This is a genomic window from Vibrio sp. 1CM7H, from assembly GCF_023161645.1.
GTDB classification, from domain to species: domain Bacteria; phylum Pseudomonadota; class Gammaproteobacteria; order Enterobacterales; family Vibrionaceae; genus Vibrio; species Vibrio diabolicus.
This window is the reverse complement of sequence record NZ_JALNTV010000003.1, coordinates 545,273-568,753: the sequence shown is the minus strand read 5'-3', so window position 1 is coordinate 568,753 and position 23,481 is coordinate 545,273. Positions and strand designations below refer to the sequence as shown.

At 44.3% G+C, this 23,481-nt stretch carries 33 protein-coding genes; 7 read left to right on the top strand and 26 right to left on the bottom strand.

Going from position 1 to position 23,481, the window contains the following annotated elements; all coding sequences use genetic code 11:
* Positions 1–4 precede the first annotated feature (4 nt).
* The 14 genes from MSG33_RS14790 to MSG33_RS14725 form a co-directional block, all read right to left on the bottom strand.
* A complete protein-coding gene (locus MSG33_RS14790; protein ID WP_248381351.1) occupies positions 5–169 on the bottom strand; it encodes a hypothetical protein in 165 nt (54 codons plus the stop codon).
* 17 nt (positions 170–186) lie between these two features.
* Positions 187–450 carry a putative phage tail assembly chaperone gene (locus MSG33_RS14785; RefSeq protein WP_045607484.1) on the bottom strand — a complete coding sequence of 88 codons (264 nt, stop codon included), beginning with the start codon at positions 448–450 and terminating at the stop codon, positions 187–189.
* Positions 447–731 carry a hypothetical protein gene (locus MSG33_RS14780; RefSeq protein ID WP_025517570.1) on the bottom strand — a complete coding sequence of 95 codons (285 nt, stop codon included), beginning with the start codon at positions 729–731 and terminating at the stop codon, positions 447–449. The genes MSG33_RS14785 and MSG33_RS14780 overlap by 4 nt, the downstream gene beginning before the upstream one ends.
* A gap of 2 nt (positions 732–733) precedes the next feature.
* Positions 734–964: a hypothetical protein gene (locus tag MSG33_RS14775; protein WP_031856782.1), complete on the bottom strand. Its 231-nt coding sequence runs from the start codon at positions 962–964 to the stop codon at positions 734–736.
* Positions 961–1,425 carry a hypothetical protein gene (locus MSG33_RS14770; protein ID WP_248381350.1) on the bottom strand — a complete coding sequence of 155 codons (465 nt, stop codon included), beginning with the start codon at positions 1,423–1,425 and terminating at the stop codon, positions 961–963. Before MSG33_RS14770 ends, MSG33_RS14775 begins: the two co-directional genes overlap by 4 nt.
* A gap of 23 nt (positions 1,426–1,448) precedes the next feature.
* Positions 1,449–1,673 (bottom strand): TraR/DksA C4-type zinc finger protein, encoded by a 225-nt coding sequence (locus MSG33_RS14765; RefSeq protein WP_248381349.1) that lies wholly within the window; start codon positions 1,671–1,673, stop codon positions 1,449–1,451.
* A gap of 12 nt (positions 1,674–1,685) precedes the next feature.
* On the bottom strand, positions 1,686–2,135 hold the full coding sequence (locus tag MSG33_RS14760) for a phage protein (protein ID WP_065870471.1): 450 nt from the start codon (positions 2,133–2,135) through the stop codon (positions 1,686–1,688).
* A 3-nt stretch (positions 2,136–2,138) separates the two neighbouring features.
* Positions 2,139–3,269: a DUF2586 domain-containing protein gene (locus MSG33_RS14755; protein ID WP_248381348.1), complete on the bottom strand. Its 1,131-nt coding sequence runs from the start codon at positions 3,267–3,269 to the stop codon at positions 2,139–2,141.
* Positions 3,270–3,272: 3 nt separating this feature from the next.
* A complete protein-coding gene (locus MSG33_RS14750; RefSeq protein WP_140133644.1) occupies positions 3,273–3,929 on the bottom strand; it encodes a virion morphogenesis protein in 657 nt (218 codons plus the stop codon).
* Positions 3,913–4,404 carry a phage tail protein gene (locus MSG33_RS14745; RefSeq protein WP_065870468.1) on the bottom strand — a complete coding sequence of 164 codons (492 nt, stop codon included), beginning with the start codon at positions 4,402–4,404 and terminating at the stop codon, positions 3,913–3,915. Before MSG33_RS14745 ends, MSG33_RS14750 begins: the two co-directional genes overlap by 17 nt.
* Positions 4,401–4,820, bottom strand: a complete 420-nt coding sequence (locus tag MSG33_RS14740; protein ID WP_248381347.1) for a head completion/stabilization protein — start codon at positions 4,818–4,820, stop codon at positions 4,401–4,403. Before MSG33_RS14740 ends, MSG33_RS14745 begins: the two co-directional genes overlap by 4 nt.
* Before the next feature lie 114 nt (positions 4,821–4,934).
* Positions 4,935–5,651: a phage terminase small subunit gene (gpM, locus tag MSG33_RS14735; RefSeq protein ID WP_025517551.1), complete on the bottom strand. Its 717-nt coding sequence runs from the start codon at positions 5,649–5,651 to the stop codon at positions 4,935–4,937.
* A gap of 10 nt (positions 5,652–5,661) precedes the next feature.
* On the bottom strand, positions 5,662–6,666 hold the full coding sequence (locus tag MSG33_RS14730; RefSeq protein WP_248381346.1) for a phage major capsid protein, P2 family: 1,005 nt from the start codon (positions 6,664–6,666) through the stop codon (positions 5,662–5,664).
* The gene (locus MSG33_RS14725; RefSeq protein ID WP_248381345.1) at positions 6,666–7,523 is read right to left on the bottom strand and encodes a GPO family capsid scaffolding protein; all 858 of its coding nucleotides are present in this window, start codon (positions 7,521–7,523) and stop codon (positions 6,666–6,668) included. The genes MSG33_RS14730 and MSG33_RS14725 overlap by 1 nt, the downstream gene beginning before the upstream one ends.
* Before the next feature lie 166 nt (positions 7,524–7,689).
* Between MSG33_RS14725 and MSG33_RS14720 the strand changes: the two genes are divergently transcribed.
* From MSG33_RS14720 to MSG33_RS14710, 3 genes are all read left to right on the top strand, one after another.
* A complete protein-coding gene (locus MSG33_RS14720) occupies positions 7,690–9,462 on the top strand; it encodes a terminase family protein (RefSeq protein ID WP_248381344.1) in 1,773 nt (590 codons plus the stop codon).
* On the top strand, positions 9,459–10,487 hold the full coding sequence (locus MSG33_RS14715) for a phage portal protein (RefSeq protein WP_065870462.1): 1,029 nt from the start codon (positions 9,459–9,461) through the stop codon (positions 10,485–10,487). Before MSG33_RS14720 ends, MSG33_RS14715 begins: the two co-directional genes overlap by 4 nt.
* A 78-nt stretch (positions 10,488–10,565) precedes the next feature.
* Complete coding sequence (locus MSG33_RS14710; RefSeq protein ID WP_079765352.1) at positions 10,566–10,817, top strand: ogr/Delta-like zinc finger family protein; 252 nt, start codon at positions 10,566–10,568, stop codon at positions 10,815–10,817.
* 1 nt (position 10,818) lies between these two features.
* Here MSG33_RS14710 and MSG33_RS14705 read toward each other — a convergent pair whose 3' ends face one another.
* Positions 10,819–11,070 (bottom strand): hypothetical protein, encoded by a 252-nt coding sequence (locus tag MSG33_RS14705; RefSeq protein WP_180760671.1) that lies wholly within the window; start codon positions 11,068–11,070, stop codon positions 10,819–10,821.
* A 381-nt stretch (positions 11,071–11,451) separates the two neighbouring features.
* On the opposite strand from MSG33_RS14705, the gene MSG33_RS14700 reads away from it, so the two are divergent.
* Together MSG33_RS14700 and MSG33_RS14695 are read left to right on the top strand one after the other, a co-directional pair.
* Positions 11,452–12,243, top strand: a complete 792-nt coding sequence (locus MSG33_RS14700; RefSeq protein WP_140305231.1) for a hypothetical protein — start codon at positions 11,452–11,454, stop codon at positions 12,241–12,243.
* Positions 12,233–12,649: a hypothetical protein gene (locus MSG33_RS14695; RefSeq protein WP_248381343.1), complete on the top strand. Its 417-nt coding sequence runs from the start codon at positions 12,233–12,235 to the stop codon at positions 12,647–12,649. The genes MSG33_RS14700 and MSG33_RS14695 overlap by 11 nt, the downstream gene beginning before the upstream one ends.
* Positions 12,650–12,652: 3 nt before the next feature.
* On the opposite strand, the gene MSG33_RS14690 is transcribed toward MSG33_RS14695, so the two are convergent.
* The 11 genes from MSG33_RS14690 to MSG33_RS14640 form a co-directional block, all read right to left on the bottom strand.
* Complete coding sequence (locus MSG33_RS14690) at positions 12,653–12,955, bottom strand: hypothetical protein (protein WP_133280138.1); 303 nt, start codon at positions 12,953–12,955, stop codon at positions 12,653–12,655.
* A 166-nt stretch (positions 12,956–13,121) separates the two neighbouring features.
* On the bottom strand, positions 13,122–13,697 hold the full coding sequence (locus MSG33_RS14685) for a hypothetical protein (protein ID WP_248381342.1): 576 nt from the start codon (positions 13,695–13,697) through the stop codon (positions 13,122–13,124).
* Positions 13,697–14,428, bottom strand: a complete 732-nt coding sequence (locus MSG33_RS14680) for an AHH domain-containing protein (RefSeq protein WP_017635458.1) — start codon at positions 14,426–14,428, stop codon at positions 13,697–13,699. The genes MSG33_RS14685 and MSG33_RS14680 overlap by 1 nt, the downstream gene beginning before the upstream one ends.
* A gap of 184 nt (positions 14,429–14,612) precedes the next feature.
* On the bottom strand, positions 14,613–16,700 hold the full coding sequence (locus MSG33_RS14675; RefSeq protein ID WP_248381341.1) for a hypothetical protein: 2,088 nt from the start codon (positions 16,698–16,700) through the stop codon (positions 14,613–14,615).
* Positions 16,687–16,926: a hypothetical protein gene (locus tag MSG33_RS14670; RefSeq protein WP_248381340.1), complete on the bottom strand. Its 240-nt coding sequence runs from the start codon at positions 16,924–16,926 to the stop codon at positions 16,687–16,689. Before MSG33_RS14670 ends, MSG33_RS14675 begins: the two co-directional genes overlap by 14 nt.
* Positions 16,923–17,132: a hypothetical protein gene (locus tag MSG33_RS14665; protein ID WP_248381339.1), complete on the bottom strand. Its 210-nt coding sequence runs from the start codon at positions 17,130–17,132 to the stop codon at positions 16,923–16,925. The genes MSG33_RS14670 and MSG33_RS14665 overlap by 4 nt, the downstream gene beginning before the upstream one ends.
* Entirely contained in the window at positions 17,132–17,353 is a 222-nt protein-coding gene (locus MSG33_RS14660; RefSeq protein ID WP_248381338.1) for a hypothetical protein, read from the bottom strand. The genes MSG33_RS14665 and MSG33_RS14660 overlap by 1 nt, the downstream gene beginning before the upstream one ends.
* On the bottom strand, positions 17,350–17,637 hold the full coding sequence (locus MSG33_RS14655; protein ID WP_248381337.1) for a hypothetical protein: 288 nt from the start codon (positions 17,635–17,637) through the stop codon (positions 17,350–17,352). The genes MSG33_RS14660 and MSG33_RS14655 overlap by 4 nt, the downstream gene beginning before the upstream one ends.
* A gap of 65 nt (positions 17,638–17,702) precedes the next feature.
* The gene (locus MSG33_RS14650) at positions 17,703–18,038 is read right to left on the bottom strand and encodes a hypothetical protein (RefSeq protein ID WP_248381336.1); all 336 of its coding nucleotides are present in this window, start codon (positions 18,036–18,038) and stop codon (positions 17,703–17,705) included.
* A gap of 9 nt (positions 18,039–18,047) precedes the next feature.
* Positions 18,048–18,587 (bottom strand): phage regulatory CII family protein, encoded by a 540-nt coding sequence (locus MSG33_RS14645; RefSeq protein ID WP_248381335.1) that lies wholly within the window; start codon positions 18,585–18,587, stop codon positions 18,048–18,050.
* A 110-nt stretch (positions 18,588–18,697) separates the two neighbouring features.
* Entirely contained in the window at positions 18,698–18,910 is a 213-nt protein-coding gene (locus tag MSG33_RS14640; protein ID WP_248381334.1) for a hypothetical protein, read from the bottom strand.
* Between the two features lie 95 nt (positions 18,911–19,005).
* Here MSG33_RS14640 and MSG33_RS14635 point away from each other — a divergent pair, with 95 nt between their 5' ends.
* Together MSG33_RS14635 and MSG33_RS14630 are read left to right on the top strand one after the other, a co-directional pair.
* Complete coding sequence (locus MSG33_RS14635; protein ID WP_248381333.1) at positions 19,006–19,674, top strand: helix-turn-helix domain-containing protein; 669 nt, start codon at positions 19,006–19,008, stop codon at positions 19,672–19,674.
* On the top strand, positions 19,674–23,444 hold the full coding sequence (locus tag MSG33_RS14630) for a COR domain-containing protein (RefSeq protein WP_248381332.1): 3,771 nt from the start codon (positions 19,674–19,676) through the stop codon (positions 23,442–23,444). The genes MSG33_RS14635 and MSG33_RS14630 overlap by 1 nt, the downstream gene beginning before the upstream one ends.
* Positions 23,445–23,481: the final 37 nt, after the last annotated feature.

Here is a 23,481-nt window from a genome sequence, read left to right as displayed (position 1 = left end):
CTTATCAGCTAAACGCCCTGGCAACCCCATTGGCGGTCGCAGCTTGCATGTTTTCCCAATACTGACGCTCTAACCAAATTGCCCTTGCAAGGTTCTCTTCGCTGTCTGTCTCACACGGCAACCACTTACGGCGCCAGGTGAGCATTTGTTCGAGCTCGTTGGAGTCCATAGCCCGAACAAGGGCATCTATTTTTTTACTTTGATCTGTAGCTTCGGCGTGTATTCCTTGAGAACTTCACCCACAACCTGAATCGCTGCTCCTGGGTTCTCATTCGTCAATTCACGGAAGGCTTCTTTGCTTTCTTCTGTAACGGTGTTCATCAGAAAGTTATGCGCAGAGTTCACGATTTCTCCCTGTGCCAACGCGTTCATGTAGTCGTTGTAATCCGCTTCTGTTGGGACGAACGTGATATCTGCATCACCGACCGTTAGTACAATTTGCTTGCTCATGCTACATCTCTCTCTTTATCTAGCTTGGTTTCCAAACGGTCGAACCGTCCGTTAATTGAATCTTTCAAATCATCTACGGCTTCCCGTAGTTCGTGCTTGGTGGCGTACTTTTCAGCGACATCACCACGCAGTCGCTCAGTGGCTAGCTCATTGGCATGGATACGACGATCATGATCTCGGGCGGTGTTCTGCCCTTTATCCGTTCTGCCGAAAACCACATTGATGATGGCGATAAGCAGCGCTATCGTTGCCACAATCGCCGATATCCATGATGAATCCATCGCTATTCCTTCAGTGGCACTTCTTTCAAGCGTTTGCCTTGTAAAGCGTTGATGATGTCATCCACGGTTTCTTGCAGAACATCGTTTGTGCTCAGGCCTTTCAAGGTTTCCAAGCCCCATACCACAAGACGTGTGGCGAAGCGTTCAAGGATGATTGACCAACTGATTTGAAAGAACAGGCCTTTCAATACTTCCAACAATGTCTTGCCAACGATTCCAGTTATGAAACTCATGCTGCTTCTCCGATTAACGATTGATATGCCTGTAGGTAATCTTCTGCTGTTGCTTTACCTGCGCTTGTGTTCCAGTACTTCTTCGCGTACCGAGCCAAGCCTTCTAGGTCATCGGCTCCTGGCAAGGCTTCTGGGAACCGAATTAAATTGAGTCGTGCGGTTGCCACTGCGAACTCGGGTGAAATCACCATGTAACGAGGGTCTAAGTGCTCAACTGGGCAAAACATCGACAATGCATCCAACAAGTGAGGGCGGCTGCTCCCTAACCACTCGACAAGCCAGTTGAAGGTGGCAGGCTCCATTTGGGTAAAGCCCAATGCAGGACCACGTACTTGTTTTGAGTAAGTAAACTTTCCGGACTCATGGGCAATAATCATCAGGATCAGATTAATGGCCGCTTGAGTGTTCATCGTGCCTTTACCACCGGATGCCATATCTAAGTGGTCAAGGACTGGCTTCATGATTTTCTCAACAAAGAGCTTTGCTAAATGCATCGGTTCATTCGCTCCAATTCGCTTTGACACTGGGTGCAGTAGATGCAACCTGGTACTTTTTGGCGGCGTTTTTCTGGGATTGAGTCGCCACATTCGCCGCATTCATGTGCGCTTTCCCGTTTTTCAATTCGCTTAGACCTTGCCAGTTGGTTGGCAAGCGCCACTTCTGTGAATTGGGTTTCAATACCGCAGGCATGGTCGATAACATCTGCCATCATGCCTCCTTGTTATTGAACCAAATCTTCGGTTTCATCCGGACGTAGGTACGGCACACCGTTGATGCTGACAAAGTCTGGGCTTGTCACCTCGAACGGCAGCTTGTGAACTAATGCACTACCGCCATTCGAATCGGCATCAAGTAGGTCAGAGATTTTGATACGACATCCGAAGGCTTCAATTTTGAGCTCATCTTTATCAATCTTGCCGTAGAACAGCGCGTCAAAATCAGGCATTCCTCGCCAAGAGCCGGCTTGTTTCGCAGCTTTGCCTAACAGGTTAAATTGCTGCGTGGTCAGCTCCATTTCACCACTAGCCTCAACATCGCCGTCGACGTAACCATCTGGCACACCCGAGGTTTTATTGATGGCGGAGTTATCGGTAATCGATAACGTGACTTTTTGTGCTTTGAGCTTGTAGTCACCTAAGGAGAAATGCATGTTCTTGCCAGAAATTCTCATGGATTACGCCTCCAAATCTGTAGGGTTAGTAAGGTCAAGCGCGATGTTGACCACGATGTGTTTCGGGCAGTTATGAGGGCGAACCATCAAACCGATAGACACTTTGGTTTTGGTTACCCACTGAATGGTGACGTCCCCATCTTCTGGCGGCATGATTTCACCTGGGAAGGTAATACCGCCGACTTCTGTCATTTTCGACATATCACGCATATCTTTGCGAAAGTAAGTGCGGTTCAGCTCAATGCTTGCAGGCGTTGAGTTAAGAATGCGGTCGGCAATACGGCGGATCGCTTTGATACGCACACGGCGGTTAAGCTTGTGCACCGGGCGAACGTATTCGAGGTACTGATAATCGCCGCCTTTGGCTTCCAATGTGGTTGCGTCCGACCAGTACACTCCTTCTAAATCGGCGTACCATTGCGGCAGTGAGTAACGTGCGTCGGCTAGCGTTGCGATAGTGCTCATCTCTAATGCTTTGCCTGCGCTGTCCGTTGGCATGTCACCCAAACTCAAGACTGAACCTGTTGCGACACGCATCGGGCTGTCTGCTACCGTGACGTTTCGATCACATAGACGACCAGCAAGTACACCCACGTTATTGCCGTTAAGCTGAGGAACGGGCGTCACGAGGTTTGCAGAAACATCTTTCACCAGGTCAAGCATGGCGGTCTCGTACTCTGCCCACGTTTGGCCTGTATCAGGGGTTGAATCAATGCCCGCACAAGCGGCGAGGAAGAACACCCAACGACCAAGTTTGCTAGTCAGCTCGGTTGCTTTCGACTGCATGTCATCAAACTGAGTTTTGACCGTGACTGGGTCACAAATGGCAATGCCTTCGAATGAGTCAGTCCGGTTCGCCAGATCAACAGCGTCTTGCCACGTATCGTCTGCACCTAAGCCGACAATCGCACCCGTCCAGTTTTGTTTGCCGTTAAGTTGGGCGGCTTTCACATTCAGACCAAGTGCATCATCGGCAACAACTTCGTCAAGGTTGGTCATGTTATTAATACGGGTCACTTTGCCTTGCAGTTCGGCCTTGTCAGTACGCCCGATGAAAAGCACGTGACGTTCTATCTCAGGGATACCGCCTTGTGCCAAATTGAGATTGTTAACCTCTACCTTTCCGGTTGCCATTGGTTATTTCCTCTGTTTTGCCTGCTCAAATATCTTGATGAGCTGGCGGTTCACTTCACGTTCTTTACTACCGAGAATCTGACGCTCTGCTAATGGAATATCCCAACTGGTGATATTTGGCTGATTAGAGAGTTCTCGAATGAGCTGTCCTGCTTGTCCGTGGGTGATGGTTACCATCAACTCACGTAAGCTGGCTTTCTTTCGTCCTTTGCCGCTTTTTCTCGGTACCGTGTAACCCAGTTCTCTTAGCTTTCTCGCTTGCCCCTTGGTACAAGGTGCTGAGTAATCCGGTTTGCCCCATCGCTTTTGCATTTGGCGCTTGGTCATTTTTTGCTTTTGACCAAGGTGGTGCCTTGCTGCGATTTTTGCGGTTAACTTGTTACTCCAAGTCAAATCAAGCTGGTTGGCGTTTCTCACATAAGGCGTTAAGCCCTTTGCCATCCGCTTTAAAACCTTGCCTTTCCTCTTTCCTTTCTTTGGTTGCAGAGCGCGTCCGTTAACGTCTTTTTGGGAGCGAATGCGCTTTCTGGTATTGGTCGTTTCCCAACGGCCAAGGGTTTTCAGTATCCAGACTCGCTTTTTAGGTGGCAGAGCCAGCATGGCCAGCTTTTCCTGCATGTTGAGCACATCGCGCTCATTGACCTTAATTTGCGGCTTCATTCACCAACTCCGCTTCTTCTGCGGTGTAGATTTCAACGGCCTGCACTCGGTAGGTTTCCCCTCGCCAAGTAATCATTCCCGCTGGGTCAGGGATCAGCTCAATCGGCTCCATCATTTCCAATTCAATGGCAACGTCGGCTACCTCACTGCTGATCACATCAACCGAAAGGTCTGGGTCGCCTAACTCATCTTCATTACGCGTGGTGTCGTAATCACTGAGCCAACAGGCAACCAGAGCAAGTAAGCAGCGAGGGTCCAGAAGTCGGTGTGGAAACTCTTCAATACTGATCACTGCGTTGTACTTCCAGTGACAGGCGATATAACCGCCGTTTCCTCGATCTTCACCGTTTGGCACAATGGAGCCGTTTTCCTGCCAGGCATCAATTTTGTTATCGAGCACATTGGAATTCAGGTGACTGACGATGTAATCCGTCAGGTGTTCCAGCTTGGTTTTGTTGTAAGTGGTTTCGCTCATATCGAGTCAATCCCATTTGCACTGCGGCCAAGGAGCGCACGCACATCTTTGTTACTCTGGGCGAGAAAACGTGCCTCTTGTTCCGGTTCATCCGTTGCCACGCTTTCACCTTCTTTTCGGCGGTCTTGGGTCGCAAACTCTTTCAGCAGCTCGGCGTGAGCCCGACCATAAACCGCACGTTTGTAGAGCATGATTTTCGGATTGCTCAGCACTGGTTTTTCGCCACCGACAATCAGGTTTTCTAATCGTTCTTGAATATTCAGCGCGGCAATGGTCACCGCGTAGTTCAAAGAGTCGTTATCAAACGTATGGGGAACACGGCGTAAACTGCGAAATTCAGCCGTAGATAAATCCGGCCATCCTTCACCTGGTATGGCGATATCGACTGCACTGTTAACATTTCCGCCAAAGCTCATAACGGTCCCTTGATTAGTTAAATTAGGGCGCCTCTAGCCACTGGGTCGACGGTATCGAGTTAGCCGGTTAGCTTCTCTTACCTCACCAGCCGAGGCGCGGTGGCGTAGGAGTCTTTACAGATTCTTGCCTTCGTTAATGGCGCGAATACGGGCTTCAATCTTCTTAATTTGGGTACCCACCCCCACTTTGCTGTTCTTATCGTGCGCGTGTTGAAGCAGAGCCAAGGCTTTTTCTAGCGTTTCTACGTTGCCAACCGCTGTGGCTTGCGGCTGGCCTTCTTCATTTCGGATTAGGTATAAACCCGCGAACTTGTACCACTTGGCGTGAACCTTCTCGTGCAAGCGCCACTCTTTCTCGACCTTGTCGAACACCTGGGAGAAATAAGGCTCAATGGAATGACCACGTTCGGATTCTTTCTCCGCCCATGCCAACACTTCGTCAGCACAGAACGTCGGCCAGTCACGGCGGAAGTTTTCTGGCGTAGGCAAATCTAGCTCAATGGCTTTCATGCACCACTCAATCGCGGCATCCAGCTCTTTAATGTCGAATAGCCAAACCACCATGTTGGTGAAAATTGGGTTTTCGAACGCTTCGCCACTTTCTAAGTAGGCCTGAACATACGGCTTGTATTTCGGTACCAGCACTTCACGCTTGTGCTTAATTCGATCAGCGATGGCGTTAAATGAGCGCAAATACTTTCGGTCTTCTTCAAACTCAATCAGCTTGATGTGCAGGCTGTCGGTATCTGCACCGGAAACGACTTCCGGTGCAGACTGGTTAGCTTGCTGTTCAATGAGCTTTCGGCGCTGTTTTGCTAATGGGCTAACCATGCATTACTCCTTAAGCTACAAGCTCAACAACGGTGACAGACTCGATAGCAGCGAACTTATTAAGATTGCCGATTGCATAACCTTCCATACGGATGTGGTTTTGCTTGAAGCGAAGTGTGTCTTCATCGTTCTTTTGCTTGCGCCACTGCGTGCCTTCCTGCGTGAGTACTTGCAGGTTTTTGGTGTTGGTTACCCAAACCTGATCGGCTGGGAAGAACGGCGCTTGATAGGCTTTCTTACCTGCAATGGTTTTTGCCAGTTGTTGAGCAGCTTTGTGCTCGGTAGGCGTGTTTGCCGCTTCCAGTAAACGGTGCTGCTCTGCTGCGACCAAGTTTGAACCGACGAGAACCACAAGATCAGGGTCTTGGCGGTGCTCTGGCGCAATCGTGGTATTGATCAGGTCTTGAACCAACGAATCTAGGTTTTTGTAAGAATCCGCGGTTGCACCTGATGAGTCGAGTTGTGCAGAAGCAAGGACTTGGCTCGCTTTCTTCTCTTTCGCGATAGTCAGCCAACCTTTGTTGACATCCTGACCAAGTGGATTTGCGACTGGGTCTGTTACCGTTGCAGCCGATGTACCATTGAAACCAACACGTAGAATATCGAGAGCAAAACGGCGCGAGATGGCATTTTGCATCATCTTCAACCACTCATTTTTAGAGCCTGAGTTCGCCCATTGAGTCATGGTTTCCCAAAGAATGTGCGCGCCAGAGTCAGTTTTGACTAGTTCGTAGGTGTTACCGCTTTGGCCTACTTCTACGCTAAAGCGCTCATTGTTGCCGCGGCCTGTTGATAGACCGTCGTTACCAACATCAACAACCTGACCTTTGATTTGCTGTACAGGCAGCATCGCGATCATGCCCAAGAAGGCATCTGACTGCATAATTGCCTGACGCAGCTTAGTTTCCATTGGCGGCGTAAGGTTAAACATGGTTTGACCTGCTGACGCGCCTGCACTTGTCAACATAGTTGCAGAAAACTCTTGCAGGTATTGAGTTGAAATTGCGTTCAGCATTAAAACATCTCCTTAGCTGAGAATTTATCGTCAGCGCCAGAACCATCTGGTTCTTGACCCGGAACTTCTTTTGAAAGTTCAGCGAATTGGTTTTCGAGACCGTTCACTTTCTCGATTAACGGTTTTAGTTTTTCGTCCAGAGTGGCAGAGAACAGATCAACGCTTGTTCCCTTCTCTTCTGGCTCTGGCGTTTCTGTTTCGTCTTGCAAGTTGAACTCTTCTTTCAGTTCTTGCTTGAACTCGCCTTTGAATGCAGAAAACTGCTCTTGCAGTGCTGCTTTAAGTTGCTCTTCGGTCACGTCGGTGTCCTCTACTTTTGATGGAGTTTCTGGCCCTTCATCGCCAGAAGAGAAAAATTCATTGAATGCCGCGAAAAAGCGGTCTTTGCGCGTGAAACACTCAGAAAAATCGACTTCTTCCAATGCGCTGCACTCTAATTCGGTGGTTTCACCTGATTGACGAGAGAATTGAAGGAGCGAGGTACCTGTGGAGGCTGGGGAGTCAGTCGCAGCTAGGCCCATTAAATAGCAACGCCCTTCGCCCTTGTAATCGGGATTTGGCTCGATGGATGTGAACAGCTTTTGCTTTTTGCGGTTGGCTTCCAGCAAGTATTCGTTTGGCTCCAGCTTCGCGAATAGACGTAATTTGCCGCCTTCTTCTTCCGCTTTAAGCTCAACAACATTGCCCCAGTTTTCACCGTAGCCATAAAATCGACGGTGTTCTGGCCAGATTAGTGCGGTGTACTCTTTTGGGTCATAGCTTGCCGCCATTTGCTCAATCCAATCACGGGTAATTTTGCGCCCGTCTACGGTTGGCCCCTCAGTAGCAATGATTTTCCAGTCACTAATCTTTGGCATTTTGGTACTCAAACTTGTCATTCACATATCGGTGTGAGCAAACAATACGCCTTTGAATAACGGCTTTCAGCCACTTCAATTCCTACCAATTCGGATTTTGCCAAAACTAGAATTTTCAGGAACTTATCTAGGTCATCTGCAAGTTTTCGGCGCGTATGATGCAGCTATGGCATATTCAGATGAAATAAGAGAAGCCGCGAAAAAGCTTTATTTACGCGGTGTTCCTCCGAAAGAAATTGCAGCGCAACTGAACCTTAATAGTGAGCGCATCATTTATACCTGGGCGGAGAAATTCGGCTGGGCTTTGTTGCTTAATGAACTTTCTGTTGAGGAAATGATTAATCGCCGTTTGGCGGTGTTGATAGATAAGGATGAGAAAACCGATCAGCAGCTCAAGGAAATGGACAAGCTTATCGATCACCACGTTAAGCTGTTAAAAGCTCACGCTGATGCAAAAGCCAAAGTAGAGCGGCACCTTTCGCAAGGCAGCTCACCAAAAAGTGATGGTGACTCACCTAAGAACAGCAGTAACGGGAGCCGTAAAAGAAGCCGTAAGAAAAACAGCATTGAGCACCTAACAGAAGATGACTTTAAAGGCTGGCACGAATCTCTGTTCGAGTACCAGCACACGATGCGCAACAACATCAAACAGCGTATTCGTAATATTCTCAAGTCTCGCCAGATTGGTGCTACTTACTATTTTAGTGGTGAAGCCTTAGAAGATGCGATTCTGACTGGTGATAACCAAATCTTTCTTTCTGCATCACGCGCACAGGCTGAGGTTTTCCGCAGCTACATCATTGCGATTGGTAAAGAGTTCTTAGACATCGAGTTAACCGGCAACCCGATTATTCTTTCCAATGGCGCCGAACTGCGCTTTTTGTCCACGAACAGCAAAACCGCGCAGAGTTACCACGGCCACGTTTATGTCGATGAATATTTCTGGATCCCTAAGTTCGACGAGCTAAACAAACTAGCTTCGGCAATGGCAACGCATAAGAAGTGGCGCAAAACCTACTTTTCTACGCCATCGTCTAAGATGCACCAGGCGTACCCGTTCTGGACTGGTGACCAGTGGCGCAAAGGGAAAGACTCACGCGCCCACGTCGAATTCCCGACCTTTGATGAATTTCGAGATGACGGGCGACTCTGCCCCGACAAACAGTGGCGTTATGTTGTCACCATTGAAGATGCCGCGAAGGGTGGTTGTGACCTATTCGACATTGACGAACTGCGCGAAGAATACAGCGATGATGACTTCAAAAACCTATTCATGTGCGTATTTGTCGATGGTTCATTGTCTGTCTTTAAATTCTCTGATCTTGAAAAAGGCATGGTGGATACCGCTCACTGGCAAGACTTCAAACCAAATAACAAACGCCCTTTTGCCACTCGAGAAGTTTGGTTGGGTTATGACCCAAGCCGCACCCGAGACAATGCCTGTTTGGTGGTTATCGCTCCGCCTGTCGTAGCGGGTGAACGATTCCGTGTATTAGAAAAGCACTATTGGAAAGGGCTTAACTTCCAATATCACGTTTCAGAAATAGAGAAAGTCTTTCAGCGTTACAAAGTGACTTACATCGGAGTCGACACCACTGGTATTGGCGGCGGTGTTTGGGACTTAATTTCAAAGAAATACCCACGTGAAGCTCACGCCATCCACTACAGCAACGAAAATAAGAACCGCTTGGTAATGAAGATGATTGACGTCGTAGAAGCCAAACGCTTGCAGTTCGATGCGCAGCACAAAGACATTGCGATGGCATTTATGGCGATTAAGCGCGTGCCAACCGCCAGCGGTAACGCTATGACCTTTAAGGCCGAACGAAGCGAAACGACCGGACACGCCGATGCATTTTGGGCAATCTCTCACGCCATCATTAACGAGCCGTTAGATCATTCAACACCAACTAAATCAACCTGGGCCACTGCAGCATGACCGAGCAAATGAACACTTTAGTCAAACAAGAAGAACACGCGCCAGAGTCGGTCTATCACATCGATTCCTCACCAGAGTCCATCGATTCAAACAGTTGGATGACCACCTATTCAGATTTGTTTTACAACGATGGTGACGACTATTGGGAGCCTCCTATTTCACGCAGCGGCTTGGCTGATATCGCTCGTGCCAATGCCTATCATGGTTCACTGTTGATAGCCCGAGCTAACTACGTAGCCGGACGTTTCCTAAATGGAGGCGCTACCCGCCGCCGACATATCCAAGCTTTTTGCCGTGATTACTTCACCTTTGGCGATGCTGCTTTTCTTAAAATCCGTGACGGTTTCAAACGTGTGGTTCGCTTGCATCCATTACCTGGCATGTACCTTCGCAGACGCAAAAACGGCAATTTCGTCATTTTGGAACGCGACAACCAGCAACGCGAATATAAAAAGGAAGATGTTATTTTCTTGCCTCAGTACGATCCGCAGCAGCAAATCTACGGTTTGGCGGATTATCTTGGTAGCATTCAAAGCAGCTTGTTGAATAAAGACGCGACTTTGTTCCGCCGTCGCTACTATAAGAACGGCGCACACATGGGCTTTATCTTCTACGCCACCGACCCAAACCTTAGTGAAGAAGATGAAGAAATGTTGAAGCAGAAGATCGCCAGTTCTAAAGGCGTGGGTAACTTCCGCAGTATGTTTGTGAATATTCCGAACGGCAAAGAGAAAGGGATTCAACTGATTCCGGTTGGTGATATCGCCACCAAAGATGAGTTTGAGCGCATCAAAAATATTACCGCTCAGGACATTCTTGTTGGCCACCGCTTCCCAGTAGGTAAAGCAGGAATTATTCCGCAGGGCACGACCAGTTTAGGCGATCCAACGAAGATAGGCAGTGAATACGCCAAGGATGAGATCATTCCTGTTTGTGAGTTGATTATGGATGAGGTGAACTCAGACCCAGAGGTACCTAAGCACTTGCGCCTTAACTTCAATTTAATACATGGAGATACGGCCTAAACCCGCCCCAAAAACTGTATAAAAACACAGCCTTTTGACGTATGATTATTAAGTCAGTCAATAAGCCAGGTGTTTTATATGAGAGTGTTGTGCCCGGAGTGTGGAAGCAAAAGCCGTATCCAAAAATCCAACCGCTTAACCAACAGTCATTCAGATTTGTATTGCAGCTGCAGTGACCCGGAATGTGGACATACCTTTGTGATGAATTTGTCTTATAGCCATACGTTGAGCCCATCGGCAAAAACGACAAGCCAACTGGCATTCAACTTGTGTAAGGCGTTGCCGCCAGAGGCACGGCAACAGCTCAAACACCAACTATCTATGTTATAAATTACTTCGACATAAAAGCAGTACTCTCCGTTTCGCAAGCCATCTCGATAATACTCAAGATGGCTTTTTGTTTTTTGGAGTCCAACTGCCCTTTCGCATCCGCCAGTATTAAGCCTGCTATGTATGCACCTGCCGCTCGAGTTCGCTCTGTCGCCTCACTATTTGCTACACCATCAATGACGATTTCTAAAGCAGACAACATGATATCGTTTTGATTTTCATTCGACATATCAACACCCTTACTAATTACCATTGAAATATACTGTATATACATACAGGATTCTACAGTGATTTTTGGGCATGATTCACTCATTACGAATTTTGTTTAGCCATGTCTGGGACAATCTGAGCAGGCTGCAACTACCTAATATATGGACGCAAATCTAAAATTTCGTGACTGATTGACTAACTCGAGAATAGTCTATACTTGCTAGACGCTTAAGAGTTCGATAGTAGCTGATAACGGCTGAGTATTGTCGACATAGGGCATAATTTGACATCGTACTTGTTGCTCATGTTAATAGGCTCTAGTAGTATTGGCGCTCTCAAATCGGTTAAAAACACAACAAGATAAATCCATTCATCTTGTCAGTTTCTCTGACCTTATATATTTCAATGTACTAGGTGGCTAAATTTGCATATTGCAGCAGAGACCAAAGCGAACGGCTTGTTGGCTGATGTATTAGAATACATTACTACTGACACCCCATTGAACGAAATGGCAAAAGCTCGTTTTGTAAAAGCAGCAAAAGAATTGCCCTCGTATGAGCAATCTCTTTCTATTCTTGCTTTAATCTACACTGCATCTGGCGATAAAGAAAAAGCCAAATCTCTCTGCTTAGAGTGCTTGGAGGTTTTTGAACACCCAGCAACATTCAACAACTCCCTTACGACCTTAGCTATTAATGGTTTTCCTAAAACACTGCTGAGTTTAGCGTTAGATACTGTTGATAATGTGGAGCAATCAGGCTTGATTTATGCCTACGAGTTAATCGTCGATTGCTTACCAAATTATCATATCTGTTCGACTCTATTCGACGTTCTTAAGAAATGTAATTTCATTGAGGCGTACGAAGGTATGTATAACAGGTTATTATGTATGAAAGAAATCATGGACCATGGTCATAATACACTTCAGATTCCACTAGAAACCTTTGGTAGCGTAAGTGAGTTTGCAGCGCAAATAGTCGAGCAGAATCCACACCTAATTCTTAATAAATGCCGCATGTCTATTTCGCATGAGGGGGATTACATCAGTCTTGTTTATTTTGTTGAGATTGAATCTCAAGAGGTTCTAACTGCGGATTTAAACTGGGATTTAGGTGAAAAAATCATTGAAGCCAATTTGGATACGTTACCTTTAGTCGCTAGATTTGAGTCAGTGCGAGGAACAATGATCAAAATGAGAGAAGCATATGCCGGTTAAAGCAGAAGACTTTTTTGAGCAAGCCAAGGAACTTATGGCGTTAGAGCAAAACGAAATTAATATACGCTCATGCATAAGTCGCTGTTACTACGGTATGTACCATAAAGTGCTATCTATTCTGGATCACGAACAAATATTGTATCCCAATAAAGGCTATCACGGTTCACTAATACACTATCTTCAAACAGATGCAGCAAATGATGAAAGCCTTCCCTTTAACTCTTTAAAAGGGCTCGCTTATATGCTGAAACAAGAACGAGATCGAAGACAAGTAGCTGATTATGAACTTTCTGATACTCCTGATCTAGAAAGTGCGCAAGATTCTATTAGTACCGCTGAAAGATGTCTCCAGCGATGTGACCTACTCGTACAAGATAACTCAACATCTACTGGAACTAATCCTTAAGTATCACATCAACGGCCAATCATCTTCCATCTCTGGGAAGAATAACGGGTCTGGTTGTTGATACTCTTGCTGTTCTGGTTGGACTAATGCCTGGTCCCAATCTTCAAAATTCATCCAGCTATTGTTTTCTGCAGGTGTGCGGGTAACTTCAACCAGCTGAGCTGGACGAGCGTTGCGGTACTCATAGATCTCCGCTGCGCGGATTTGGATACTAGTCTCATTATCAATGCGTAAACTGCTGCCTTTTAACAGTGCTGCCAGTGCCGGTTCATCAATATTCGGCGGATTATTCGCCCGACTATTCACAGGGGCTAAAATTCTGGTTAGCTGATCGCTTACCGGTACCTCGTGATACTCCTTACAATTATTGACAGAACTCCGAGAATTAAACCCTAGGTTTCTAATATTAAATATAAGCAGAGCTCTCGCTCTGCTTTCTTTGCGGAAGGGCTGTTTAAAATCAAGTCATTCGTTAACTAAATGGATCTGTCAGATTAGAAGAGAATACGAGCCCATTAAGCTGATTTTGTTCACACATAGCCTTGAATCTTTCTGTGCAGTATAAGTTTCCGGCCCCTTCTAACCTCGATTTAAAAATCACTTTATCTTTCACATCATCATCAATGAATGCTAGAACCTCTAAACCATCAGGGCTTCCATATGAAATTTTTTCTACACACTTTGGTCTATCTTCTTTTCCAAAAGTCAGCGATGTATATAAATACCATTGTTCACCTTGATAGTTGACAGGTAAAAAATCCCCGCTTTCAGATAAGCAACTATTTAAAGCTTCATATGCCCTCGGCGATAAAACAAGATATGTTCGTAACCATAAACTAATATCAGGCAATACAGAGTTGTCGGTTAACACATCTTCAAACTCGACCTCTGAAGGCTTCCAAATATCTTTCAGTGATTTGTTTTCAACAGCCTGCAATAAGATTCTCTCAAAATAGTCGAAATCCCCCAACTGGGTAGCGATTTCATCTGGGCCAGAACATACCGACTGAAACTTAGTTAAATCATCTGTAATTTTATAAACCTTCATCATCCTTTCCAAACTTCATTCTTAGCTTCCAAGACCTCTTTAGGGTAGGTGCCACTCTTCAACTCCATTTTGACCCGAAGTAAGTTAGCCTCAAAGTGCTGTTTACTCGGAATACCCTTCGAAAATTTGGAACTAATCCAGGTTTCATAATTAAATGTATGGATCGAACGGTGAGCCGGAGACTTAGGTGCTTCCCAGTTAAAGTCCGTATGTTTCGCATAATTTGTTAACCAAACACCATTTACGGGCGCATTTATACCAATTTTATGCATGTGCAAATTTAATCTTGCAGCTCTCATTTCTGCTTTTCTAAACCTTCCCGAGCCAGGAATGATATGGTGAGGCTCATGGTTTTTAGTTGGTTTAGGCTCTCCTGCAGCGGTTAGGTTATTAGCTAGTTTCGTCGTCGGATGATGCTTTTCAACGAACAACTCTTTCGCATTTTTTTTTAAGTTTTCTGCAGAGTACGATTGCAACTTAGCTTGCATATCTTCAACTCGAGCATGAGCAATGAGTTCAATCCTCATCTTTTTCAAAAACCTCAAGTCTTGTGCTTCAAACTGCAATCGTTTTGCTCTTTGCTGTTCAGTTTCACCCGCAGGTGGAGCCACACGATACTTGCTATAGAAATCGTCGACTAACGCATCAAAACGATCTAAGGCCAACTCAGCTGCAGTTGGATTACTTGGGCGATTCGTTTTTCGTCCAACTATACTCAAATTATGCTTCATACTCGTATCCCTCGAACAAACAAAGCCGTTGGATAACATTCACATAACTGACGAGCAAATAATCAATAGCTTTTATGTGGGCTACCGCTCAGATTTTTATGCAAACAATAGCACTTAAAATCAGCTTTAAGAAATAACGAATCACTACTCTAGCCTTCAAGTTCTTATGACGGCACAAACCGGACTAACTCAATATTGGAAAAAGCCGCCCCTCGAGATAATCTGCCGTAATGCTATACCAATAAAAAAGCTCACTTTCATCAACTTCCATGTGTGGTATAGATTCATGTAATAGTGATTGCCAATAGGACTGATTCTCCTTAAATCGCTGATATTCAGATTGATAGAAGTGGCTCGCGTCTTGTTTTATATCGCTCAGGTCCAAACCTCTGCAATTCAATGACCACCCTCTTGCACCAGCAGCCCAAACCATAAACTTGTCTACTTTATCCTTAGCCAGTTCTCCTTCAAACGTAATGCAGAAGCGATTGTTCGTATTCACGTGCACTCCCCTGCTATGCAAGTTCTGACTCAGCTTTTCGGCCTGTTTTTCCAAACGGATGATTCTCTGATAAAGCTTGTTCTGATATTCCTCAGGTTTCTGCTGCTTTTTAGCGATCGCTTTGGCCTTGATAGTTTGCTCTTTGGCATTTCGTAGCTTGCGGATTTGCCGCTTAATTGGCTTTTTCCATTGCTCAAGTTTGTAGCCCAACTCCTTAATTATTGCAGTCATATTGCCAGCTTCAAACGAAGCAAGAGTTTCCCAGGCAGGAGCTCTTGAGCACTTCGCAATATTGTATCTATTTCCCTTGATTAGCCCTTGATCAGCATTTTCACCTTTCGCGGCATAGCCAACAGCCTTGATGATGTAAGAACCGGCGGCTTTTGGCTTTTTGATTCGCTCTAATTTCGCAAACCCATGCCCCCATATCTTTTCGAGTCGCTTGGCCCAAGGACTAAAGAGATGCTCTGGTACTGTCCAACGTAGCAAAATATGAACGTGTGGATTAGGCTCTCCATCTTCATTGGCTGGACACTCGGCTACCCATATGTAATGGAAATCAGTAGGTAAGTTAGTCGGCCCAACATCGCTGGGTTGAGCATGTTTAGCAACCTTATCCTGGGATAAGTCGCAGTACTTTCGTCCACTATCTTTGTCAACTTGGATGGTATGATCCGCAACCCAGCCGCGTTGATACATTTTCTTTGCGCCATCAAGAAAACGAGAGACTTCTTTACCTATCGTTGTCTCTAAGGTTTTTTCCATCGAGAACTCTTGCTTGGGCTTTTGTTTAAGATCGCAATACGGCCCGGCTATGACACTGCCCTGGTTCATAGCTTTAACACGCTTACTATCTAAGGTTGGAAACAGCCAGTATTCTCCACCAATATCCGTGATTGGTTGGTCAACTTTCTTTTCACCACGCTTAGGATGTACTGTCACCATGTTGCGCTTATAGATTATTGGATGATGCGACCCCATGCTGACACACTCACTTCCATCCAACATTCCACCGAATATGGCCATTCGTTGTGCCTTGGTGAAGGTCAGCGTGAGAAAAGTAGAGAAACCACCATGGCAAGCTGCAGTGTAAGCCCCTGCCTCAAAGATTTTAGAAACAGAACGGGACGTCAACTTTTCCGAGAATCTCTCACCACTGTTTTCCGAAGGCGCAGCACTAGATGGCGTTTCGGTTACCGCCTGAAACTTATAAGTTTCATTCCAAGACCGGTGCATTAGCTGCATTGAAATAGGAATCTTTTTAGGTTCGCCTTGTCCTCGTTTTCCATTCTGATTGAGAATGGCAGGTTTGGAGCGCTCGTTCGTTTCATACAAAGCATCATGGCTGAAGTTGGCGTCGGCATTGCTGATGATACTTTTAGGGCGTAGAGACTTGCTCAGACTCATCAATTGCTTAATTTGCTTGTCTTTTCTGTGGCGAAATTTCTCTGTCGGACTTTTGCGCCCTTTGACTAGCCTATACTCTTCGGCGATTCTCGCCGCCGCTTCGCGGTCGTGTTCCGAGAGATAATTTACAGATTTATAGAAGTCAGTTCGCTCTTGAAGATCTCGTTCGCGCTTAGACTTTCGATTGGGAACGCGGTCATATATCGCTATTTTTTTGACCATTCCACTATCTAGAAGTGCTTGTTCTTGGTCTGAGTAAATTTTGGAACCTAAAAAACCAGCTTTATAGCTGGCATCATTATTTTTGATTCGGTCAAGGGGCATCACTGCCCCGCCGATATAGAGAAGGTCAGACTGGTTCATACTCTATCCCTAATTTTTCTTTCGAAAACTTAACAAATAGTCTCTGTGTATCAGGAGACTTCAGAAAACCGTCGACCTCTTCGAGTCGAATAGTCATGGTTATGCCCCATCCTTCCGGCCCTGCAAAATATGCAATAGCACACTTTTCATATGTCTTTGTTCGTCCTTCCAAAATTTGAATGACATCATCACCGACAATAACTGAAGTGATCCTTTTATTTTTCATACCGCCTCCAGTTCTTGGGTCGTTACCAACATAAAGCCGCCTTTCCCATTGCCTTTGCTCAAAACGCCTTTGGATAAATGAGTACAACTGAGGGATACACACGCTTGTTCGATCGCTTGGTCTAGTGAGTCGAAGTCGCCAACCATTACATTGGCGACTTGTTGGGTGTCTTCATGGCGGATGATGCCGCCATCTGGGCAAAGCATTATTGCGGCTTATTGCATGAAGCTCGCTCCTGTTCTTCTAAGTAGCGACTCGCCTCTTCAATAAAAGAGCGCCCGCCTTCCACCGTTAACTCTGCATCGATAGTCGTGTATCCAGCAGAACGCGTAATCTCATATCCAGCTTCAATGCAGTCACAACACTCTTCCAATCGATCTTTCAACATTTCAATTAACTGCTTGGCTTCACTCGAACTATTACTCATGCTGCATCCTCCGATTCAATTTGATCACGGCGAACAGCAATGCGTTCAATCAGGTAATCTTCAATGTTCAGTAGCTCTTCAAGCGCACGCTCTTTATCAACCAACACAACGTTGTGAGCGTGATTCGTTGTGTTTTCGTCGAACACAATCACGTTGAGAAGGCTCATTTTTGATGAGTACTCGATACGAATACTGATGACGTCTGAGCTATCCAACGCCAAAGCGAACAGACTATTGATGGTTGTTTGGATAGCGAGTTTGTTTGCAACTTCTTTTAGATTCATCTTTTATGCTCCTACGCTAAGACGAAAAAAAAAGCCCCCTGTTACAGGGGCAAAGGCTTGGAGAATTAATGCGTACTACTGAATTGGCAATGCTTGAGGCGTCGAACGTCACCAAGATTGCGATCGAACAACGTTGCGATTTCTTTAATCTGTTGCATGCCGTTACGGATTTTTTGAAGCTCCAAATCATTAAAGCTTTCAAACTCTCGCACATGCTCCGAGGCTCTCAGATCACCGGCGACTAAAACCATACCGCGAAAGCGTGGTGGCATCGTGTTCCACAACTGCTTCAACTTGCCGCGTGTAGCGGAACCATTGAACAAAGCTTTACAAGCGGCAATGCTCTCGTTGGCGTTGGGTATTTGCTTTTGTTGTTCCTGTTGAATAGCTAACTGACTCATTGGCTCTCCTTAGGCTAAGCCTGGAAGTGGCGCACCGTTGGCGAGGAAATCTGTGCCCATTTGCATGAGTGGCTGAAAGCCGGTGGTGCGGTTTTCTAAATCATTGACGAACAAAACCAAGTTGCCGATGGCCGCTTGAACCTTGGCTATGGTTTTGCGTTTTTGACTGCGAGGTAAACGGTCTGCAATGCACATGTGCATTGCATCGCTAGACAGCTCACCTGAATATTGGCTGTTAAGTAGTGTGCGCTCTAAAAGGTTCTTCTCTTCGCCGTCTTGAGGTAACTGAACCGTCACCACACCTAGGTCAGCAAAGAGTGTGTTCACAATGGTGTAATCGCCGGATTCTTTGCTCAGCAATGCCAAATCCACTGGGTCCAACTTGTGCGGCTGTTCTGGGTTGAGCTTGTTACGCAACATTCTCCCAGTCAGGCCGATACGTGGAGCCAGCTTTTCCATATTGTGATTGATGGCGAAGTCGCAGCACGCAGCGTTAAAAGAATGCTGTTTGCGTTCGCGGAATCCGCACATAGCGATATTTGCGTCCATGCTCCACACTCTTACATGAAAGGCGGTACGAGAATGACAACCAACGCGAACACATTCAGCCACATTGGGCAGTGCGTTTTAGTTGGAATAAGAGAGGAAAAGCCCATTACTTACCCAAGCGCAGTAATGGCTTCACGTGCCGCCATTTCGTGCATAGCAACCATGTTAATCAGTGGTTTATCGCGGCGTTTGTCTTTTGGCTTGATGATAACGCGACCTTCAGTCACGTATTGCTTGATGGTGCCCATCGGCAAACCAGTAAGGCGAGAGTATTCTTCGTAAGTCACATATGGACTTAGTGGAGGTATCTTGTACGTTAACATGGTGATATCCTTGTATTTATGTCTATCTTCTTCGGTTGTCTCTTGCTTTGGTCGGCATGACAATCAATTTTCGAGTACAATATTGATCAACTTATATGGATAGTCAACAAAAAATATCAATTTTCGAGTACCTAAAAGGTGAGGAGTTTACTCAAACCTTGAAGGACTCTCTAGGGTTATCGACATTTGCAGAGTTAGCAGACGTGACTAATGTAAGTCGACAAACCATTAGCACATGGAATGCGCACAATAGGAACTCTCACGAGTTAGTTGTTCGTATTCATTTGAGGACAGGAATCCCTGTTCACGAACTAATTCTTCCAAAAGATTACCCTCTGACAGATCTCCACCACTCTTTTTGGGGTAATAAAAAAGCGCCTGAAGCTGAGGTGACTTCATCTAGTCCAGAGTTACAGAACCCTCAGCTAGCCGTCGTAGCGATTAAGAGCTTCTGCCTCACGAACGGTCAACTTGTGCCAACTGGAGAAATCCCATATGCACAGCGTATGTTTAACTCTTGGGGTTTAGAAGCCAGCAACACCATTGAAATCGAGACGAACGACGGCCGCTTTCTGGTAGATAAAAAACAGAACGATGCAGTAAGTGGCGAGTATTTGATTGATATGAATGGGCGTATGTCTATCAACCATATTCAACGATTACCAAACAAATTAGCAGTCGTGTTTGGCAACGCGACGGTTGAAGTATCAGAACAAGATATCAAAGTGATTGGCCGCGTAGCGGTGACGTTGGAGAAGAGATAATGCAGGACTTTCACGTAGGATTCGCTCTCAGAAACCATATTGAACATACTATCGATCAATTTCTTGACAAACCAAACGATACTTTGTCAATCCGTACCTTAGATAACCGTGATACCGGGTTTGATTGCAGAGTTTTTTTTCCAGATAATATAAAAAAGTGTGCAAACAAACTAAAGAAGTTAAACATATCAAATGAGGGTGTAATCCATAAATTCTCTAATATTGAGTCGCTAATAAACGTTGAAGAAATTAAGTTAGGTAAAATTGGAGCATCTGCAATTGAGCAAATATTAGAGCTTCCAAAACTAAAAAAATTAAAAATCAAAGAATGTAAATCACTATCTGAAAGACCTGACATTCTAATTAAAATATCTAACTTAGATGAAATTGAATTTAATAAAAAAATTTATAAAGAGCTATTAAAATCAAACCTAAAAATAAAAAAGATAACATTATTTACCATTAGAGATTTAGATGACCTAAATTTTCTTTCAGAATTAATAAATATAGGCACAAATTTTTCCGATATTACCATCATAATTGATGACGACCAAAAATCATTTTTTAAAGATTTTGACTGGTCAAAACTAAGTTACATTAATTCGTTATCTATTAATTCCGAAAATCTAGAGGTTCATAAATTTTTTATTGACAAACTGTCAAAAATAAAACCCCAACATCTAGAGTTAGCTTCTTGGAATTTCAAATCCGATGTTAATTCTACTCTTGATATCAGCCCAATTAAAGCAGCTGATTCTCTCATAAGCTTAACATTAGAGCTCTACAACTATAACTTAGAGAACACTGAAGTAATAAAAAACTTAACAAAACTAGAAGAATTGGATATTTCTTTCAACTTATATCAAGAAAATCTAGATTGTTTGGGGAAATTGACTAATCTGAAGACCTTAGCCATTGAATCTAAAGAAAAAAATCACAATTTCAACTTCTTAAAGGATTTAAATAAACTGGAGATTCTTTCCTTACATGTGAATTCAGATTCTCCTGACCTAGAAGTATTATCGAATCTATCCAGCTTAAAAGAACTTAATATTTCTGGTGTTTCTACATTTCCTTTAAAGTGCCTTTGCAAGTTAACTAACCTTAAAAGCCTCCATGTTAATGGCATGTTATCAGATGATAAATGTAAGTCTATTTCCTTTCCAAGTATTACTCACTTGACATTAACTGGCGACGAGTCATTTTCTAATATAGCTGCATTTCCAAACTTAACAAGCCTTGACGTTTTTTCAGAAAGCCAAAAAATTCTTGACTCTATAGAGCACAATTGTTCTTTAAAACGCTTAGCTCTAATAGGTAATATTGGAATAGAGAACTTATCCTCGATTTCGACGCTATCAAATCTTGAAGATCTTAGAGTTCACGGCAATACCTCTCTAGCAACCCTTGCTGGAATCGAACAATTAACAAAGTTATCTAGCCTGTTCATCGATAATTGTTCCAATTTGACATCAATTGAAAATATAGCATCCCTAGATAGTTTGAGGAGCATATTTTTATTTGACACTAGATCGTTGAGGATGTCCTGGCCTTTATCGAAAAAGTTATTCTTTGATAAAACAACTATTAGTACTAGCGGGATCACCTACTGCGAACATATACCTGCGGAACTAACCCTAATGGGTGACATTCAAAAAATTGAGTCATGGTATGAAGAAGTATTGACCCAAGGCTACGAATCTCCATCAGCGGTAAAGGTAATGCTTCTTGGTAATGGACGTATTGGGAAAACTCAACTAGCAAGAAGGCTGCGTGGTGAAGTATATGACGACACTATTACTAGTACCCATGGCATCGAAGTTTTCAATTTTCAAGCGGAGCATGATGGCAATGTTGATATTCAATGCTGGGACTTTGGAGGACAGGATGTCTACTTGGGGACACACTCTCTGTTCATCGATAATAGAGCTTTATACCTACTACTCTGGACTCCAGAAACAGAAAATACAGACGTAGTAGAGTGTGAAGAGATTCAAATACGCAACCGCCCTCTTAGTTATTGGCTGGCGTATCTAAAATCGCTCGCTGGGAAAAATGCGAATGTGCTGATTTGCCAAAGTCAGTGTGATGATGCTAGTAAGGATCAAACAGCCCCCATTCCACAGCCAACTCCAATTAGTAAAGTTCTACCACTTACTTTAAGCGCTAAATTAGACAACGGCTTAGATATATTTAAACCCCACTTTAAGCGTGCTGTAGATTTTCAGCGGTCTCAAAACGGTGATGTTTGGATACCTAAATCTTGGTTGAGAATAGTTGAAAAAATAGAGCAATTGAAAAAACAGTCCATTGATACTCTTCCTTACTCTGAATACTTAGAGTTATGTGAAGAATGTTATGTCCACGCCCCCGAAACGCTTGCTTCATACTTGCATCAGTCAGGCAAAGTTTTCTATCGCAAAGGGTGCTTCAACAATCAACTAATTCTGAATCAACAATGGGCACTTCAAGGTGTTTATCTATTGCTACATAGAGAAGATGCTATCCCGTATCTTTTGCGCATGGGAGGTACGTTTAATCAGGAAACTATAGAACGTTTGCTTTGGAAAAATGCAGAAAACAGTGAAGTCGGATACTTAGCTAGTGAAGACAAACACTTATTTATTGAAATGATGACGCAATGTGGTGCTTGTTTTAAAATTGACGATGATAGCTATATCGCTCCCGACGCTCTTCCTGAATTCGAAGTTAGTCAACAACGAATTGAACAAACTTGGCAAGGTGCCGAGCCTAACTACCACATCCGACTAAATTATGATTTTCTACATGACGCTACTATGCGTTATTTGCTTAGTAAAATAGGGGAGAATGCAAAATCTGAAGCCTGTTACTGGAAATATGGGTGTTGTTATTATGATAGCAAGCACAGAGCTAAAGTGCTTTTTAATTGCAGTCTGTTGACCGAACAGGAAAAGAAAGACTCTCAAGATTTTGTCAATTATGGCCAACCTGGTTACATCGATATAAAAGTACAAGCTGCGTCACCAAATCTGATTGAGCACTTGATCGATTCTATATTAAAAACCAAGCACTTAGATGCAAAAGCAACGCTCAAGTGGCTTAAAGGTGAACCAACAGAAAAAGAGGAAAGCCGATTGGAACAAGAAAAAAAAGAGCCGTTTGCCAATATTGGTGAAGGTGTCCTAGACCCTAACCGTAAACCAAACGTATATTTTTCATACGCTTGGGGAAAAAACGAAGACGACCCAAAACAGAAAGTATGTGATGACATATTCAATAAACTAAAATCGGATACCAGTATTCAGATTTTCCGTGATAGAGACTCTATGAATAGCGGAGATAGCATCGAAGCTTTTGAGAAAGAAATCGGTAAGGCCGATTTCGTATTTATGATTATTAGTGAAAAGTCACTATACCAATCATCACACTGCATGAATGAACTTCGTCTCGTTTACGAACGAGCACAAAATGAAAAGCAGGAGTTTGTTAGCAAAGTAATACCCGTCATTATGGACGACGCAAAAATCGACAATCCAATAGATAGACTAAAAGTAGTTAAAAATTGGACTCAGAAAAGAGACGAATTAGACAGCATTATCTCTGAAGTGGGTGCTGAGGCCGCTGGTGCAGAATCTACAAACCAACTGCAAATTATGAGATCCTTTATTAACTCCACTGCTAATGCTTTGACTTGGATAGCTGACTTGGTGATTAACAGAACTCCAGAACTTCAAGCTGAAACAGCTATATCCTTGCTTAAAACGCGCATAGAGCAATCAAAACAATAAATGATGCCAAGCGTTAGGAATCACGCTTAAATGCTTT